The sequence below is a fragment of the Pseudomonas sp. Irchel s3a12 genome, assembly GCF_900187485.1.
Classification (GTDB): domain Bacteria; phylum Pseudomonadota; class Gammaproteobacteria; order Pseudomonadales; family Pseudomonadaceae; genus Aquipseudomonas; species Aquipseudomonas neuropathica.
The window spans coordinates 44,327-61,387 of record NZ_FYDN01000023.1; the positions used below are offsets into that span (position 1 = coordinate 44,327).

Sequence of the window (17,061 nt, forward strand, 5' to 3'; positions counted from 1 at the left end):
CTACACCGCTTCTTTGGCGTGAGTGGTGACAAACTGCTCAACCAATTGACGCGACACTTCATCGCCATCCGCCGGCACCAGACGTGCACTGCACGCACCGCAGACCACTTGTTGACGTTCGTTCAGAACCGCTTGGTGAGCGTTGCAATCCGGGCAGGTGGCCGGCAGGTAGTTGAAAAGATTGCGGCACTGGTTGGCCCAGTTACGCACGGTAGTCGCGGCGAACACCTGAGCCGGTTGCATGCCCGCCTTCAGTTGATCCGGGGTGTAGGCGCTGAGGCTTTGCTCAAGCAGGTGCTTGCCACTTTCGGTAATGCGACCGTTGGCGAGAAACTCGCTGGCATCCCCGCAAACCGCCACCGCATGGTCAAGCACGCTGGTTTTCGGCAGTGTGCAGCCATATTGGCGGCCCAGTTGGAAGCTCAGGTCGACGATGTCCAGCGAGTCGGCACCGAGGTCTTCGACGATGCTGCTGTTTTCTTCGATGTCATTCGCATCCATCACCAACAGCTGTGCGAGGATTTCGCGAGTGCTGGCAACGACATGTTCCAAGTCCAATGGATTGTTCATTTCTATCTCCCTATATGTCGTGACTACTTCATGAATTCGACTTATGAAAAGTAACTTTTCCCACAGCAACTTCTCACGCGGCGGGAATCTAAACTCTGCCCTTAAGGGGAGAGTCAACGAACTATTCAAGGTTTTTTTACAACTCGAAAAAAGTCTGCAAAACCCCACAGACACCGCACCTCCTTGGTGCGACGAACGACTTATTTACTTAACAAAGACGGGGTATGGTGGGGCGCCCGCGCTATCGGGCAGGCTGACTATCGAAAGCAACTAAGGACGCAACGGAACAGACGTACTAAAAGTAAAAACCAGACAAGTAAAATAGTTATAACTTCATAGCCTTTGTTTTAGATCAATACTGCCGTTAATTGATTTTGCTGGAAGGTTTACGTCTCCATCCATAAATCTGGCAGCGTTTATGGATATCTGCATGTCGAGCACAGACATCTGGGCAGAAGCACGGCGCTATAGGGTGCAGCTTCCGTTTGATCGCCTTGTCTGGAGCCGACACATGACCGCCCCTATTACCGTTCTACGCGACACTCATCCGCTGCCGGTACTCGATGCCTGCAAATGGGAAAAACTCGAAGGCGACCCGCACACCGTTAACCTCAACGCCTACACCAGCGAAGACGGCAGCAAGATCATGGGTACGTGGATCTGCACCCCGGGCAAATGGCGCGTCGATTATGTGAAGTGGGAGTACTGCCATTTCCAGGAAGGCTACTGCGTGATTACTCCGGACGGCATGGCGCCGATCCACCTGCGTGCTGGCGATATTTTCGTGGTTGAGCCGGGGATGAAAGGCACGTGGGAAGTGGTCGAGACCGTGCGTAAATATTTCGTGTTTGCCTGATGCAAAAAAGCCGGGAGATCACCCGACGTGATTTCCCGGCAAACAATTTCTGATATACGCAATTCCCCTGTGGGAGCGAGCCTGCTCGCGAAAGCGGACCGTCAGTCACTTCCTTGTTGAAGCAACCGCCGTCATCGCGAGCAGGCTCGCTCCCACAGTTTGTTCAGCGCTGCCCTTCAATTGCAGGCTTGCGATAGCTGTTGATGATCGCCGAGAAGTCTTTCCCGCCGTCACCGCGCTGGCTCATCGCCTGATACAACTGCTGCGCCACCGCGCCGAGCACCACCGGTTGGTGCGCCTGACGCGCCGCTTCGGTCGCCAGCCCCAGATCCTTGAGCATCAGTTCCGCACCGAACCCACCGGTATAACCACGCGAGGCCGGCGCCGTTTCGACGATGCCCGGCCACGGGTTGTACATCTCCGAACTCCAGCAACGCCCGGTCGAGCTGTTGATGATCCCGGCCAGCACCGAGGTGTCGATGCCCAATGCATCGCCCAGCGCCATCGCCTCGCTGACACCGACCATCGAAATCGCCAGTAGCAGGTTGTTGCAGATCTTGGCGATCTGCCCGGTGCCGACTTCGCCGCAATGCACAATGTTGCGGCCCATTTGCGCCAGCACCGGTTGCAGGGTGGCGAACAGTTGCGGGGTGGCACCGACCATGAAGGTCAACGTGCCGGCAGTGGCACCGCCCGTGCCACCGGACACCGGCGCGTCGGCCATGGCCACGCCTTGTTTCGCGGCAGCGGCCGCTACATCGCGAGCGGTCTGCGGATCGATGGTGCTGCAATCCACCGCTGGCACACCTTGGCGAATGCCAGCCAGCACACCGTCCTCACCGAGCCAGACACTGCGCACATGCATCGCCGCCGGCAGCATGGTGATCACCAGTTCGGCATCTTCAGCAGCTTCACGGGCCGAAGCGCGAATGCTGCCGCCCAGTTGTTCCAGTTCCGCCAGCACGGTTTTGTTCAGGTCGACCAGATTCAGCGAGTGGCCAGCCTTGATCAGGTTGCGCGCCATCGGCGCGCCCATGTTGCCCAGACCGATAAATGCGATTTTCATGATCGATTCCTCAGCGCAGGTTGATGGTGGTGTTCACGCCGTCGTTGACGCTGTCGTCATCGAACCAGCGCGCCGTGACCGTTTTGGTCTGCGTGTAGAACTGCACCACTTGCTTGCCGTACGGGCCGAGGTCGCCGAGTTTCGAACCGCGCGAACCGGTAAAGCTGAAGAATGGCACCGGCACTGGAATCGGGATGTTGATGCCGACCTGGCCGACGTCGATTTCCGTCTGGAATTTACGCGCCGCCGCACCGCTCTGGGTGAACAGGCCAGTGCCATTGCCGAACGGGTTGGCGTTGACCAGCGCAATCGCCTGATCAAGGGTGTCGACTTCCAGCACCACCAGTACCGGGCCGAAGATTTCCTGGGTGTAGATCTGCATGTCGGTGGTCACGCCCGAGAACAGGGTCGGGCCGACAAAGTTGCCTTGCTCGTAGCCCGGCACCTTGATGTCGCGGCCGTCCAGTTCAAGCTTGGCGCCTTCCTTGATGCCGCTTTCGATCAGGTCGAGAATTCGCGCCTTGGCTTTCTTCGAGATCACCGGGCCGACATCGGTGCCCGGCTCATTACCGGCGTTGACGGTGAGTTTCTGCGCCAGCGCTTTCAAATCTGGCAGCCATTGTTTCGCCGCGCCGACCAGCACCACCACCGAGGTGGCCATGCAACGTTGCCCGGCGGCACCGAAACCGGCGCCGACCAGCGCATTCAGCGCTTGCTCGCGATTGGCATCGGCCAGCACCACAGCGTGGTTCTTCGCGCCCATCATTGATTGCACGCGCTTGCCGTGTTTGCCGGCCAAGTCGTAAACGTGGGTGCCGACAGCGGTCGAACCGACGAAGGACACGGCTTTAATGTCCTTGTGCGTGCACAGGCCATCGACCACATCTTTACCGCCGTGAACCACGTTCAACACGCCCGCCGGTACACCGGCCTCGATTGCCAGCTCGACCAACAGCATGGTCGACAGCGGATCCTGCTCCGAAGGCTTCAAGACAAAGGTGTTGCCGCAGGCGATGGCCATCGGGAACATCCACAGCGGAATCATCGCCGGGAAGTTGAACGGGGTGATGCCGGCGCATACACCGATCGGCTGACGCAGGGTGTAGGTATCGACGCCGCCGGCGACGTTTTCGGCGAACTCGCCCATTTGCAGCGTGCCGATAGAGCACGCGTGCTCGACCACTTCCAGGCCACGGAAAATATCGCCCTCGGCGTCGGCAATGGTTTTGCCCTGCTCGGCACTCAGGACGACGGCAATACGTTTGGAGTGCTCGCGGATCAGCGCTTGCAGCTTGAGCATGATGCGCATGCGCGCACCGATCGGAGTCAGTTTCCAAGTCTGGAAAGCGCGCTGGGCGGCGCTGACGGCGGCATCGACTTCAGCGGCGGTGGCAAACGGCACTTTGGCCAGCACCTGTTGGGTGGCCGGGTTGACGATGTCGTGCCATTCGGTGGTCTGCGACTCGACCCACTCGCCGTCGATCAGCAGTTTGACCTTCTGCAGCGTGGTGTCGTTGGGCGTAAGCGATGCGTTCATGCTGGTCTCCGAAACTTGTTTTTATCGTAGGAGCCAAGGCGAAGGGTTCGCCTTGAGATGAGGCGTGTGTCACGAATTGGTTGTCGGACTGTTTTTGGAGTATAGATGTGCAAACTTCTAATAAGAACGCACATATAAGCCCGTCCATCATGCAAAAAAACATCACCTCCCTCGGTTCGCTGAACTGGGACGACCTCAAGTTTTTCCTCGAAGTCGCCCGCACCCGCAAGGCCAGCACCGCGGCCAAACGGCTGGCTGTCGACTACACCACCGTGTCGCGGCGGATCAGTTCGCTGGAAGCGGCACTCGGCACGCTGTTGTTTGAAAAGTCGCGCACCAGCGGCTTCGTCCTGACCAGCGAAGGTCAGCGCTTGCTCGGTTATGCCGAGTCGATTGAAAGCACATTGCACATGGCCTGCGAGCAGGTATCCGGCTCTGGTGTGGCACTCTCCGGGCACGTGCGCATGGGTTGCACCGAAGGCTTCGGCAGTTTTTTCATCACCCCGCAGCTGAGCCATTTCGTCGACGCCTACCCGGCGATCTCGGTGGACATCCTGCCGCTGCCGCACTTCATCAGCCTGTCCAAGCGCGAGGCCGATATCGTCATTGCCCTGGAACGCCCGGAGCATGGACCGTACGTCTGCTGCAAATTATGCGACTACCGTTTGCAGCTCTACGCAACCCAGGACTATCTGGACCAACACCCACCGATCCGCCGCCCGGCCGATTTGAGCAAGCATCAATTCATCAGTTATGTGGATGACCTGGCGTTCAGCTCGGAGCTGCTGTACCTGGCGAACGTGTTGCCGGGCGCCAGTGCGCATTTGCGCAGCACCAGCGTGATTGCACAGTTCGTCGCCGCACAGCAGGGGCGTTCTCTGGCGATTCTGCCGTGCTTCCTCGCCGCGCAGGACCCGCGCCTGCTGCCGGTGTTGCCGGAGGACATCGACATCACCCGGCAGTTCTGGATGTACTGCCGGGAGGACCTGCGCAAGCTCAAGCGGATCACCCTGTTGTGGGATTACATCCGCGAGGTGACCGAGCGTAATCAGGGCCTGCTGATGGGGCAAACCCGCGACATGCAGTTCGCCGATTAGTCGGCGCTGACCACAATCGAGACCCGGCGGTTTTCCGTGCGACCCGCTGCCGTATCGTTGGACGCCACCGGCTCTTTGCTGCCCAGGCCCTGCAGCTGGATGTTCTCGTCCTTCATGCCGACTGTGCGCAGGACGTTGGCGACACTTTTCGCACGGCGCAGGGACAGTTGCTGGTTGTAGGTTTCCTTGCCCGATGCATCGGTGTGACCGTCGACGCGCACGCGCTCGATACCGACGCCCAGCAATGCCTTGCCGATGCGTTCAACGATCTCGGTGCTTTGCGTGTTCAGGCTTTCGACGTCGCTGCCAAACAGCACTTTGCCGGACAGGCCAAACTCCCAGCCCTCGTCAGTCAATTCAAAGCCCTGTTGTTTGAGGACCGCAACTTGCGCCGGGGTCAGGCCTTTTTGCGGCGCTGTCTGGCAACCGGTCAGGGCCAGTACGGCCATCAACAGCACAGCGTAAAAAGATCGAATGGTCAGTGTGGACACGAGAGTCAGCTCCTGGTTTGCACGGAATCGACCGGGTGCTCCGCCCCGGCCGTGAATTGGGCGCCGCGCGACAGGCGCTTGGCTTGATACATCGCCGCATCGGCGGCATCGAGCAAGGCCCCCGGCGTGGCACCATGATCGGGAAAAACCGCAATGCCGATACTGAGCGAGGTCACCACACTGGTGTCGCCCGGCAACGCGATGGGCATGTCCATGCTGGCGAGGATCTTGTCGGCAATTCGCTCGGCATCTTCGACCTTGTGCAGCGGCGTGAGCAGAACCGCGAACTCGTCACCGCCCAGTCGCGCCACCAGATCCTCTTCACGCAATTGCGCACGGACGCGGTTGGCCACGGCCACCAACACCGCATCACCGGCGGCGTGGCCGAAGTTGTCGTTGATGCCTTTGAAACGGTCACTGTCGAGAAACAACACGGCCACGCGCTCATCGTGTTTGCCGGCATTGCGCAACGCGCGGATCAACCGCCCTTCGAAAAAGGCGCGGTTTGGCAAACCGGTCAGGCTGTCGTGACTGGCTTGGTGAGCGAGGGTTTCATTTTCGTTTTGCAGATGGGTTTGCCACGATTCCAGTTCGTCGAGCAAGGCGTTGAAGTCATTGCCGAGGTTGTCGAGTTCGGCGATCTTCGCCGGCGGCACACGGCGGTCCAGCGCGCGTTCACTGCGTGCGGCGTGGGCGACGGCGGCCAGGCTGCGCAGGGGGCCGGTGATGCCGCGTAACTGGCGCCGCGCCAGGTAGAGCGCGACCCAGGCGCTAATCGCGGTACAGAGGATGATCCCCGCCAGACCACTGAGCAGAAAGCGCATCAGGCTACCGCCATGACCCGTGAGCAATACGCGACCGATTTCACGGTCCTGATGCTCGATCGGCAGGCTGATGGGTTTCTCCAGGACGGCGCGGGTGATCTGCATTTCCAGCTCAGAGAACAAGCCGTTTTCCGGTCGCTGCCAATGCGCGAGCAGTTGTCCCTGGCTGTCCAGCACCTGGGCATCAGCGACCTCTTCGGCGGAAGCAATCAGCGCCAGCGATTCGTTGGCGGCCGTCTTGTCGTTGAACACCACCGCAGCTTCCACGGTGTAGCTGATCGAACGGGCGATCAAGTGCAGGTTGTGATCGGCGTACACCCGTAAAGCCAGTACGCCGAGCAACGTCAGCGAAACACTGGCCATCGCCACGCCCACCAGCGCAACAATCAAATGCCCTCGGCCGATGACCGACCCCAACGTCGGGCGTTTTTCCGCTCGGAACAGTTTCATGGCGCCGCCGGTTTGCGACGCGACAATTGCAGCACGCTTGGGTGAATACGCACGCCGCTGCGGGCAACGGAGTCGAGGTTGACCTCGAAAGACACCTGTTCATCGCCAATGCGTAGACAGAACAGACTGCCGACCGTGCATTGATCGCCGCCTTCGCTGATGCTCAGCACCGGATGACCGATCAGCGAAGAGAACAAGCGAGCGCGTTCATCCGTCGTGAGTTTGCCGATGTACACCGCATCGCATTCGCTGATGATGGCCGGGTTGTCGGCCAGCAGGCGACGTACGGTGACCGGCCGGCCAGTGGCTTGCGTGGTGCCTTTGACCAAGTCGTCGGTGTATTCGGTCGGGCCAACGATGCACAGGCGCAATTGCGCCGGCTCCACCGGCCAGCGCGCGTAGCTGAGAATGCCAAGAACGACCTGAGTGACAGATTTGGCCCGTTGTTCGGCCATGCCCGTCGGCGCTTGCGACTGTGCGACAGCCGCCCCCGTCAACAACCAGAGCAGACCGACAAGCAACGCGTGCTTGCAGACAACTACGCGCTCTGTCGCCCAGACAGACACCTTCATGCAGGGATTCTCTTGGATCGTAGCGAAATGATGCCGCAACGATAGCACAGCACTGGAACGCCAGCGAGACAGCGACCTCTGACCGGTCGGTCAGTAATCGCCGTCAATCGTCTGGATTTTCACCCCCGAGGCACGGCACCCTCTTCCAGTTCCAGCATCAGCCCGCTCAGGCGTTTGACCTTGCGCTGCACTGCCTCCTCGAACACCCCCGGGCGGGATTCGATCAGGGTGAACCAGTGCTTTGCGCGGGTGATGCCGGTGTAGATCAATTCTTTGGTAAGCACCGGGTTCAAGGCATCGGGAAGGATCAGCGCGGTGTGGGCAAACTCCGAGCCCTGAGACTTGTGCACCGTCATGGCGTAGACGGTTTCGACGTCGTTGAGGCGGCTTGGCAATACAAAACGCACGCCACCCTGCCCGTCGTTGCGCGGGAAGGCCACGCGCAATACCGGTTTTCCCGCGTCCGGCCCTTCGCGCTCGGGCAGCTTGAGGGCGATCCCGATGTCGCCGTTCATCAAGCCCAGACCGTAATCGTTGCGAGTCATCAGAACCGGACGGCCTTCGTACCATTGCTGATCGTTTTCAATCAGACGTGCTTTGAGCAATGCGGCGGTGATTCGTTGATTCAGACCTTCGACACCCCATGGCCCTTTGCGCACGGCGCACAGCAACTGGAAAGTGTCGAAAGCTTGCAAGACCTCGCGGGCCCAAACGACCCAGTCCGGATGTTCGAGGGGCCGAGCCGAGGGTGGGCGCTGATCACGCAGCACACTCAGATAATGGCGGTAACCCTGCGGGCCGTCGCCGTGCCCTTCCAGCAGCAGGCGCTCCAGCTTGTGATCGTGTTCACCCTTGAGCGGCAACGAATACACATCGTCATGGTGTCCGGCGGTGAGCAACTGACGCGCTTCATCCGGCAACTGTTGATTGACCCGACGCGCGAGCTGACCGATCCCGCTGCCCTCGCCGAAGCGCCGGGAGTGGCGCAGCATGACCACCTGCTGGGCCAGCGGGTGGGCGCCATCGACGTCTTCATGCAAGCCGCTGCCCTGCAACGACTCACCGCTGACCGACTCCAGCCACTGTCGGGTCTGCGGGCTGTACCAGCCACCCTCGGCGTCACGGCACAAATCCCCCAGTACAGCGCCGGCCTCCACAGAGGCCAGTTGGTCCTTGTCGCCCAACAGAACCAGGCGTGCATGGGGTGGCAAGGCATCGAGCAGATTGGCCATCATTTCCAGGTCGATCATCGAGGCTTCGTCGACCACCAGCACATCCAGTGGCAAGCGATTGCCGGCGTGGTGGCGGAAATGGCGGGTGCCGGGACGGCTGCCCAGCAAGCGATGCACGGTGGTGACGTCACAAGGAATCTTCGCCCGCACCTCTTCGGTAACTTTCAGCGACTGCACCTGCTGGCTGATGGACTCGGTCAACCGCGCCGCGGCCTTGCCTGTCGGTGCCGCCAGACGAATCCGCAGCGGATGACCGGTAGCGACTGCGGGCGCTTGAAGCAGGGCCAGCAAACGCACCACCGTGGTGGTTTTGCCGGTACCCGGACCGCCGGTGACGATGCTGAAGGCACCGCGAGTGGCAAGGGCGCAGGCGAGTTTCTGCCAGTCGATTACCTCGCCGGTTCTGGCTGATCCGAACAGTTCGTTCAAGCGCTGCGGCAGATCGTCCGGTGTTGGTTCGACTTGCTCCAGGCGCTGGCGCAACGCCGTATCAATGCGCCGCTCGTAGGTCCAGTAGCGTCGCAGATACAGACGTTTGCCCGACAATACCAGCGGGCGTTGCTGTGCGAAATCGCTGGAATCCGCCGCCAGCGCGACCAAGGAGCTGCCCGCCAGCACCCTGCACCAATGAGCACCGTCGAGCGCCTCAAGCAATTGCGACGGCAGCAACAGCACACCGCCTTGCACGTCGCCTTCGGGGGGCAGTGACAGCGCGAAGTCAGGAGCTTTCAGGGTTTCGTACAGATCAAGACAGACATGACCGTGGCCCAGTTGATGGCTGGTCAGGGCGGCAGCCAACAGCACCAGCGGATCCGTGTCGCGCTCAAGTTCGTGCAGGAACGCGACGAACGCTTTGTCCAGCGCACGCAGCCAGCCACGCTCGACCCAACGAGTCAGCAATATCAACAGGTCATCGGCGCTGGTCAGCGGCGAAAGCCTCGACAGGCTGTCGGCTGCGAGCGGTATGGGTAGCAGATCGGCAAAGGTGCGGCTCATAGCAGGACTCCCTGTTCCCAGGCGGGTTCGGACTTGGGTTCGGGTTTTCCTTGAAACATACGGTCGAGACGCTCGATCAGTTCACGAGGGGGACGGGCGAAATACACACCACGACTGTCAGCACGCGTGCCACGCAGGAACAGATACAACGCGCCGCCGACATGTCGGTCGTAATCGTAATCAGGCAGCCGCGCCTTGAGCTGGCGATGCAACGCCAGCAGGTACAACACGTATTGCAAGTCATAGCGGTTGTCGAGGATCGACTGTTCCATGGCCTGCTCCGTGTAGGCCTGATCATCCACACCGAGCCAGTTGGATTTGTAGTCCGCCACGTAATAACGGCCATCGTGTTCAAAGGTCAGGTCGATGAAGCCTTTGAACATGCCATTGAGTTGCACCGGTTCGGCTGCCACGCGGGCCACGCCCCGATGCGTATGCTGACGCACCAGTTCGTCGAGTTTGAGTACATCGACTTTATGGCTGGCGAACCAGAATTCCATTTCGACCCGATATTGCTTCAGCTGTTCGAGTACAACCGGTGGCTGCCCGCCGGCAATCGGTAGTGGCGATTTGAGCAAATGCTGCAACCAGTCACTCAAGGTGGTGATCCAACCCTCCCAACCGCGAAGGTTGCAGCGTCGGGCAATCGCATCCTCCAGCGCCTCGCGGGAAACGGCAAAGCCGTCATCTCCGGCCCATTCCAGCAAACCGTGGAGAAATGTTCCCGGATTGGGACCGCGCGGAAAGCGGTGGATATCGGCGCCGCCGGCAATGATTTCCCGCGGCGCATCGGGGTCGAGGCGTTCGTCATCAAACAGCTTTTGCGCTTGTGGGCTGTCCGGTGCTTCATCGCTGCCGCCACTCAACACGTCGCTGATGCGCAGAGCGCTGTAGGAGGCGATCCACCAGTTCTCGCTGGCCTTGCGCTTGGGCAACAGTGTGGCACTCAGCACGGCGTCATTGCGTGGCGGCTGGTAATGCTCGTCGGTAGGTTGGGGCATTTCATTGATATGGATAGCCGGGCAGTCTAGTTGCAGGTCTTGCAGCCAGCGTTTCAGTTCGCTGGACTCGCCAAGCGATGCGCCGCCACCAAGCAGATAACCCAGCGCCGAGAGGTGCAGCACCGAGCTGTTGTTATTGCCCCGTTTGAGATCCGTCACGCCCAACCAGCAGGCATGTTGTGCGCGAGTCAACGCAACGTAGAGCAAGCGCAAGTCTTCGGCCAGACGCTCATCGTCCGCTTGCGCTACCAACTCGGCAGTTGGTTTCAAACTCACTTGAGCCTTGCCCTCTGCATCGTGGTAATGCAGTGGCAGGCGACTGCCATCCACGGGTTTTGCCGAACAAATGAACGGCAAGAACACCAATGGATATTCCAGGCCTTTGGACTTGTGGATGGTCACGACCTTGACCAATTGCTCATCACTTTCCAGACGCAGAATCTGCTCTTCGCCGGCCTGGCCAGACACTGCCAGCAGTTCAGCCAGATGGCGAATCAGCGCTTGTTCACCGTCCAGCTCCGCTGCTGCTTGCTGCATCAATTCCGACAGGTGCAAAAGGTTGGTCAGGACACGCTCGCCATCGGTGCGCGTCATCAAGGTTTGCGGCAGATGGAAGTCGTGCAGCAGGCGGCGCAACATCGGCAGCACGCCTTGCTTGCGCCATAGCTCGCGATAGCCACGGAACTGCATGACCCGGGTTTCCCAGACCAGTTCGTCCTGGTTCAGACGTTCCAGTTCAGCCAATGGCAGGTTCAGGGTGATGCAGGCCAATGCGGCTTTCAGGGAGCGTTCGACATCCGGCTCGGCACAGGCCTTGAGCCAGGACAACAGGTCGTGGGCTTCTTGTGCCGCGAATACCGAATCCTTGTCCGACAGGTAAACGCTGCGCACACCACGGGCGGCGAGTTCTCCGCGCGCGGCCTGGGCTTCTTTGCCGTCGCGCACGAGAATCGCGATGTCGGACGGCCTCAGGCCTCTGAAATCTTTGCCGTCCTGAATGAACCCTGCGCTAGCGTTTTGCCCACCATTGAGCAGCGAGGTGATTTCGCTGGCGCACGCTGCCGCCAACTGCTGACGATAGACCGCACCCGACAGTGGCTGGTCGGTGGACAAGTGCCAGACATTCAACGCCGCGACAGCTTGCCCGGCAACTTGCAGCTGTTCCTTGCGACCTTGAGATTCGACGGGGAGGAACGGCACCGGGTTGTCGCCGTTTTTCTCGCGGAACAAAAACGCCCCGCGGCCCTGCTCTCGGGACTCGGCGCGTGCGAAAACATGATTGACCGCGTTGACCATGCCGTGGCTGGAACGGAAGTTGGTGCCCAGCGTATGCAGCCGGCCAGTGGTGGCCTGACGCGCACGCAGGTAGGTATAGATGTCTGCACCGCGGAAAGCGTAGATCGCCTGCTTCGGATCACCAATCAGGAACAGGCCGGTTTCAGGACTATTGTCTTCGATGCGATAGATGCTTTCGAAGATTCGATACTGCACCGGGTCGGTGTCCTGAAACTCATCGATCAGCGCGACCGGGAACTGCTCGCGAATCAACGTCGCAAGACGTTCGCCTCCGTCGGATTGCAGAGCGGCATCCAGGCGCAACAACATGTCGTCGAAGCCCATCTCGGCGCGACGCCGCTTCTCTTCTTCAAAGCGCGCGCCTACCCATTTGGCGGCATGTTGCAACACTGCGGCATCAGGGGTTGGCAATGCATCGAGGCTCGACTTGAGCTTTGGCATCGCGTCCAGGCCGGGGTGACTGGGAGCTTGGCCTTTCCACGCTTCGGCCATCCCGTCGGGAGTCAGTCGGGTGAAACCGGTGCCGATATCCAGTTGCTCCAGGGACTCATCTTCGGCCCATGCCTTGAGCTTTTCGAACCACGGTTCGAAGTAACGCGCCTGCATCTTGCGACCGTCGACAGTTTTGCTCGCAACACCTTGATGACAGATGGCGAGCAATTCGTCTGCCCACTGACACCATGGCATTTTCAGCTCGATCAGCGCGGCACGGCGTTCTTGCAGACATTCATCGATCAGCTCCGCAGGCGCCTTGCCCTCGTCGCTGTCACGCTCGCTGGCGAACAGGCCGCGCACGCGAGGCAACAACGCCGCCGGCCCACCCCAATTGCTGCGAACCCAATTCAAGGCATCGCCCTGCATCGGGTAACAGAACAGCCGCCAGTAATCGCGCAGCACTTCGCCGAGCAACTCGCTGTGATCGGTTTCCAGGGATTGGGTGAACAAGCTGCCGCTGTCGAACGCATGCTCACGCAGCATGCGCTGACACCAACTGTGGATCGTCGAGACAGCTGCCTCGTCCATCCATTGCGCGGCGACATCGAGGCGGTTGGCGCAACCGGGCCATTGTGGGGAGTCGAATTGATCACGCAATTCGGCGATCAGCGCGTCGGGCGCAGGCGTTTCGTCACGAAAGAATCGAGCGGCCTCAGCCAGACGCGTGCGTATGCGCTCCCGCAGTTCCTTGGTCGCGGCATCGGTGAAGGTCACCACCAGAATCTGTGGTGGCAACAATTCTCGGCCGAATCCACACGCCTCGTCACCATGCCCGAGGATAAGCCGCAGATACAAAGCCGAAATGGTAAAGGTTTTACCGGTACCGGCACTGGCTTCGATCAACTGGCTGCCCTGTAGCGGGAATGCCAGTGCGAGGGGTGTCTTGGTACTCATGCGCGAGCCCCTTCGGTGGACAGCGAACGCCAGGGCGCTTCAAACAAAGGGCGATACAAGGCGTCACACCAACCGGAGAACGTCTCATCGGCAAGCAATGCCTCAAAATCGGCAAATTGCCGTGACAACGCCGGGCTCTCGCGGCGCTCGCCTTCGCTGGTCTGCCCGTCACCTTCATAGGCTTTACGCGCGGCCGCTTCGGCCTTCAGCGGGTCGCTCTGAGCGAGCCACGCGAAGGCAGTTTTTACCGCGATCGGCAGTGGCTGACGCATCCCGGCCTGCCAGGCGAGGAGCAAATCACCGAGGAAACGTACCGCTCGATCCGGCTCCATCGGTTCAAGCAGCAGCGTGTCATCGCTGGCCACCAATGCGGTGCTCAGGGAAAGTCCACTGGCGCAGGCCACCAGATGATTGACCCAGGGTTTGGTCAGGCGATGCCATTTTCGGCTTTTGATCGAGCCAATGCTGTTGGGAATGGTCGTGACCGACAACAGGCCACTGTCGGCGCGCTGATGCAAACCGGCGAGCCAGCCTTCGAGTCGCAAGCCCTGCAATTCAAGGTTGACCGGCGTGGCACTGCTCAACGGGGTCGGCCACAATGTCAGCAGTTGCTGATAACGCTGCAGTAGATCCGGCAGAGGTTCGATCAGCTCTCGCTGCAGGCACTCGCCAAACCCGGCCATTGGCAACAGACCGCTGTCTTGCAGACGTCGTGCCTGGGCAGTCAGCGCCTGTTCGACATTGTCCGGTTGCCTGAGAGCAGCTTCGAGCAGGCTGTCGCTGAGCGTGTAACGCTGCAATGCGTCCAGCACGAAGGGTTCTTCATCGGCCAGGGGGGCTTCGGCCGCTTCGAAATACACCTTGAGGCGTTGCGTGAAAAAATGCCGGACCGGGTTGCGCAAAAAGTCCTGCAACAACGCTAGGCTCAACGGGTCTTCTTGCACATAAGGAGTGAGTAACTGCGCTTCGTTTTGAGGCTCATGCTGTTGATGCAGAACCTGCCATTCGCTGGCATAGCTGAAGAGTTGGTCGCCCTCATGAAAATAGCGCGCACTGAACGGTTGCAGCGGGTGCTCTTGCGTCATGGCACTCAACAGATCGCGATTTTCGTCGAGCAATCGCCAACCGCTGGCGAGGTGATCGCGCAGTTGGCCAATCAACACGGAGGCCGGTCGTTCACTGTTGTCGCGGATGCTGCGCCCCACCCAACTGATGTACAGCTGATTGCGCGCCGACAAAAGCGCCTCAAGCAAAAGATAACGGTCATCTTCACGTCGTGAGCGATCTCCCGGACGGTAGTCGCTGCCCATGAGGTCGAAGTCCAGCGGCGGCTGCGCGCGGGGATAGTCGCCGTCGTTCATCCCCAGCAGGCAGACCAGTTTGAATGGAATGGCGCGCATGGGCATCAGCGTACAAAAATTCACGGCACCGGCCAGAAACCGCTGAGACAAACGCCCTTGGTCCAGGCCGGCGAGCCAGGCTTCACGAACCACGGTCAGTGGTAGCTCATCCGCCAGACCTACAGCCTCACAGGTTTCCAGCCAGGTTTCGCGCAGCTCTTCGAGTTGGGTCAACAAGTAGTCGTCATGCTCGTTACTGGCCTTGAAGAACAGTTGCATCAGCGCTTGCAAACGGTATCCCCACTCCTTGGGTTGAGCGGGTTGGGTGAGCTGCTGGTGGGCCAGTTCCAGCGCATCGAGCAGAGCCACCAACGGCCCGATCAGTGCGGCGTCGAGTCCGCCGATCTCATCGTAGGGTTCAATCCCTTCGCATGCATTGGCACTGCCGACGGCGTAGCCCAGAAGCATGCGACGCAGACCGAAATGCCAGCTGTTTTGCTCAAGCTCGTCGGGTAAACCCAGACCCGCTCGCTGCTCGGCATTCATGCCCCAACGCACTCCCGCGCCTTCGATCCAGCGATGCAGTGTCGGCAGGTCGCGCTCTTCTACACCAAAGCGAGCGCGGAGTGCAGGAACGTCGAGCAGGTCGAGAATTTCACTGACCGGGAAACGACTGTCGGGAAGCTTGAGCAGGTGTTCGACCGCGATCAGCAGTGGATCACGGCCACGTTGCCCCTGATCCGCCAACGTGAAGGGAATAAACCGCGAATCATGCCGGTCAAGCTGACCAAATACTGCGCGGATATGCGGGGCATAGCTATCGACGTCAGGCACCATGACGATCACATCGCGCGGACGCAGATCCGGGTTGGCACTGAAGCGTGCCAGGAGCTGGTCATGCAGTATTTCGACTTCACGTTGTGCGCTGTGGGCAATATGAAAGCGGATCGACTCGTCCTGTGCCAGATCGACAGCAGGCCAGTGCTCACGGGTTTCGTTGAGTGGGCGCAACTCCAGGATATCGTCCTGGAGTTGATTGAGCAGATTGTGCGGCTGAGTTTCGCTGAACAGGTCTATGCGGCCGTCGCGAAAAGCCGCCCGATAGCTATTGGGATCGTCATAACTGTCGAGCAGGTTGATGTAGTCCCGGCCCTGTTTGCCCCACGCAGCCAATAGTGGATGGGCGTGTTGATGCAGTGTTTCAGGATCCAGCACTGCTGGCATTCCGGTCTTGCGCGATTGCCGTTTGTATTGATGGCGCAGCAGATCCTTGTCGGCGACAATGTCGGCCCAATGGTGCCGGCACGGGTTGTGTACACACAGCAGAACCTGACTGAAACGCGCGAGCCCGGCCAGCGCTTCAAGTACTTGGGCTGGCAGCGAAGAAATCCCGAAAACGATCACTCGCGAAGGCAATCCCGCAGGTGCTTCGTTGAGGTTGTTGATGCGCTCAATAAACCGTTGATGAACGCCGGCACGACTCTGCGCCATACCTTGCTCACCCACGTCATCCAGCAGCGCACGCCACAGTTCTGCCTGCCAGCAACTGGTCGGGGGCAGTGGTTTTACTTCACCTCTGACAGTGCGCAATTGATGCCGGCCTTCGGCCCAGTCTTCCAGCCAGTCGGCCCGGTACACCTGATATTGGTCGAACAGATCCGCCAAGCGTTCGGACAATTGATAGCGCTTGCGCAGGTCGGTGTCATGGGTAAGGAAGCGTTGCAACGGCTCGAAATGCGGGCGATCAATGACCTGTGGCAGCAGACGCATAAGGCGCCAGGTCAGCGGGGCCTTATCGAGCAGGGATTTGGGAGGAATTTCATCTCGACCCAATACCATGCGGTAAAGCTGCCACATGAAACTGCCCGGCAGTTGCACATCTATCGCGGCAGCAATACCGCAACCTCCGAGGTCGTCGTCCTCTGGATCTTCAGCCAAGGCCAGTTTGAGCCACTGCGCAATACCGTTGCTCTGCACCAGAGCGATTTCGTTTTCCAGCGGGGCCAGTGGATAGCGCCGCATTATGCTGATCACAAGGCTGCGCAGTTCGTCCAGACTATTGCTCTGGACCACCATGAATGCAGCGTTGAGGGACTGGGCGTCCGGCATAAGGGTTTCCTTGGAGAAGTACAAAAGCCAGGGCAGAACCTTAGCATTGTCGACAGGGTATGACAGCCGGACGACATCCTTGAATGCTGTACGAACTTTCCTGCGGGCAAAACAAAACCCCAACTGCTTTCGCAATTGGGGTTTCGGAATTTAATCTTGACGATGACCTACTCTCACATGGGGAAACCCCACACTACCATCGGCGATGCATCGTTTCACTGCTGAGTTCGGGATG

General features: G+C 59.8%; 11 protein-coding genes. 2 read left to right on the top strand and 9 right to left on the bottom strand.

The genetic code is table 11. The features are described from left to right. Positions 1-570 carry an acyl carrier protein gene (locus CKW14_RS28390; protein ID WP_095126602.1) on the bottom strand — a complete coding sequence of 190 codons (570 nt, stop codon included), beginning with the start codon at positions 568-570 and terminating at the stop codon, positions 1-3. Positions 571-1,081: 511 nt separating this feature from the next. Here CKW14_RS28390 and CKW14_RS28395 point away from each other — a divergent pair. After that, on the top strand, positions 1,082-1,426 hold the full coding sequence (locus CKW14_RS28395) for a cupin domain-containing protein (protein WP_003177747.1): 345 nt from the start codon (positions 1,082-1,084) through the stop codon (positions 1,424-1,426). 163 nt (positions 1,427-1,589) lie between these two features. On the opposite strand, the gene mmsB is transcribed toward CKW14_RS28395, so the two are convergent. Further along, positions 1,590-2,492 (bottom strand): 3-hydroxyisobutyrate dehydrogenase, encoded by a 903-nt coding sequence (mmsB, locus tag CKW14_RS28400; RefSeq protein ID WP_095126603.1) that lies wholly within the window; start codon positions 2,490-2,492, stop codon positions 1,590-1,592. Positions 2,493-2,502: 10 nt separating this feature from the next. Continuing rightward, on the bottom strand, positions 2,503-4,029 hold the full coding sequence (locus CKW14_RS28405; protein WP_095051045.1) for a CoA-acylating methylmalonate-semialdehyde dehydrogenase: 1,527 nt from the start codon (positions 4,027-4,029) through the stop codon (positions 2,503-2,505). 149 nt (positions 4,030-4,178) lie between these two features. Between CKW14_RS28405 and CKW14_RS28410 the strand changes: the two genes are divergently transcribed. Next, positions 4,179-5,126 carry a LysR family transcriptional regulator gene (locus tag CKW14_RS28410; protein ID WP_095126604.1) on the top strand — a complete coding sequence of 316 codons (948 nt, stop codon included), beginning with the start codon at positions 4,179-4,181 and terminating at the stop codon, positions 5,124-5,126. Here CKW14_RS28410 and CKW14_RS28415 read toward each other — a convergent pair. From CKW14_RS28415 to recC, 6 genes are all read right to left on the bottom strand, one after another. Further along, complete coding sequence (locus tag CKW14_RS28415; RefSeq protein ID WP_095051054.1) at positions 5,123-5,575, bottom strand: OmpA family protein; 453 nt, start codon at positions 5,573-5,575, stop codon at positions 5,123-5,125. The two genes, CKW14_RS28410 and CKW14_RS28415, sit on opposite strands and share 4 nt — an antisense overlap. 47 nt (positions 5,576-5,622) lie before the next feature. Continuing rightward, positions 5,623-6,891, bottom strand: coding sequence for a diguanylate cyclase domain-containing protein (locus CKW14_RS28420; RefSeq protein WP_095051047.1), 1,269 nt, complete (start codon positions 6,889-6,891; stop codon positions 5,623-5,625). Beyond that, positions 6,888-7,463 (bottom strand): YfiR family protein, encoded by a 576-nt coding sequence (locus CKW14_RS28425; protein ID WP_095126605.1) that lies wholly within the window; start codon positions 7,461-7,463, stop codon positions 6,888-6,890. The genes CKW14_RS28420 and CKW14_RS28425 overlap by 4 nt, the downstream gene beginning before the upstream one ends. A gap of 119 nt (positions 7,464-7,582) precedes the next feature. Further along, a complete protein-coding gene (gene recD / locus CKW14_RS28430; protein ID WP_095126606.1) occupies positions 7,583-9,691 on the bottom strand; it encodes an exodeoxyribonuclease V subunit alpha in 2,109 nt (702 codons plus the stop codon). Next, entirely contained in the window at positions 9,688-13,377 is a 3,690-nt protein-coding gene (gene recB, locus CKW14_RS28435) for an exodeoxyribonuclease V subunit beta (RefSeq protein WP_095126607.1), read from the bottom strand. Before recB ends, recD begins: the two co-directional genes overlap by 4 nt. Then, a complete protein-coding gene (gene recC, locus CKW14_RS28440; protein ID WP_095126608.1) occupies positions 13,374-16,826 on the bottom strand; it encodes an exodeoxyribonuclease V subunit gamma in 3,453 nt (1,150 codons plus the stop codon). Before recC ends, recB begins: the two co-directional genes overlap by 4 nt. Between the last annotated feature and the right edge of the window lie 235 nt (positions 16,827-17,061).

Bases quoted from the DNA above. Each gene is read 5' to 3' on its own strand.
- CKW14_RS28390 (WP_095126602.1), bottom strand. From the start codon at position 570: ATGAACAATCCATTGGACTTGGAACATGTCGTTGCCAGCACTCGCGAA.
- CKW14_RS28395 (WP_003177747.1), top strand. From the start codon at position 1,082: ATGACCGCCCCTATTACCGTTCTACGCGACACTCATCCGCTGCCGGTA.
- mmsB (WP_095126603.1), bottom strand. From the start codon at position 2,492: ATGAAAATCGCATTTATCGGTCTGGGCAACATGGGCGCGCCGATGGCG.
- CKW14_RS28405 (WP_095051045.1), bottom strand. From the start codon at position 4,029: ATGAACGCATCGCTTACGCCCAACGACACCACGCTGCAGAAGGTCAAA.
- CKW14_RS28410 (WP_095126604.1), top strand. From the start codon at position 4,179: ATGCAAAAAAACATCACCTCCCTCGGTTCGCTGAACTGGGACGACCTC.
- CKW14_RS28415 (WP_095051054.1), bottom strand. From the start codon at position 5,575: ATGGCCGTACTGGCCCTGACCGGTTGCCAGACAGCGCCGCAAAAAGGC.
- CKW14_RS28420 (WP_095051047.1), bottom strand. From the start codon at position 6,891: ATGAAACTGTTCCGAGCGGAAAAACGCCCGACGTTGGGGTCGGTCATC.
- CKW14_RS28425 (WP_095126605.1), bottom strand. From the start codon at position 7,463: ATGAAGGTGTCTGTCTGGGCGACAGAGCGCGTAGTTGTCTGCAAGCAC.
- recD (WP_095126606.1), bottom strand. From the start codon at position 9,691: ATGAGCCGCACCTTTGCCGATCTGCTACCCATACCGCTCGCAGCCGAC.
- recB (WP_095126607.1), bottom strand. From the start codon at position 13,377: ATGAGTACCAAGACACCCCTCGCACTGGCATTCCCGCTACAGGGCAGC.
- recC (WP_095126608.1), bottom strand. From the start codon at position 16,826: ATGCCGGACGCCCAGTCCCTCAACGCTGCATTCATGGTGGTCCAGAGC.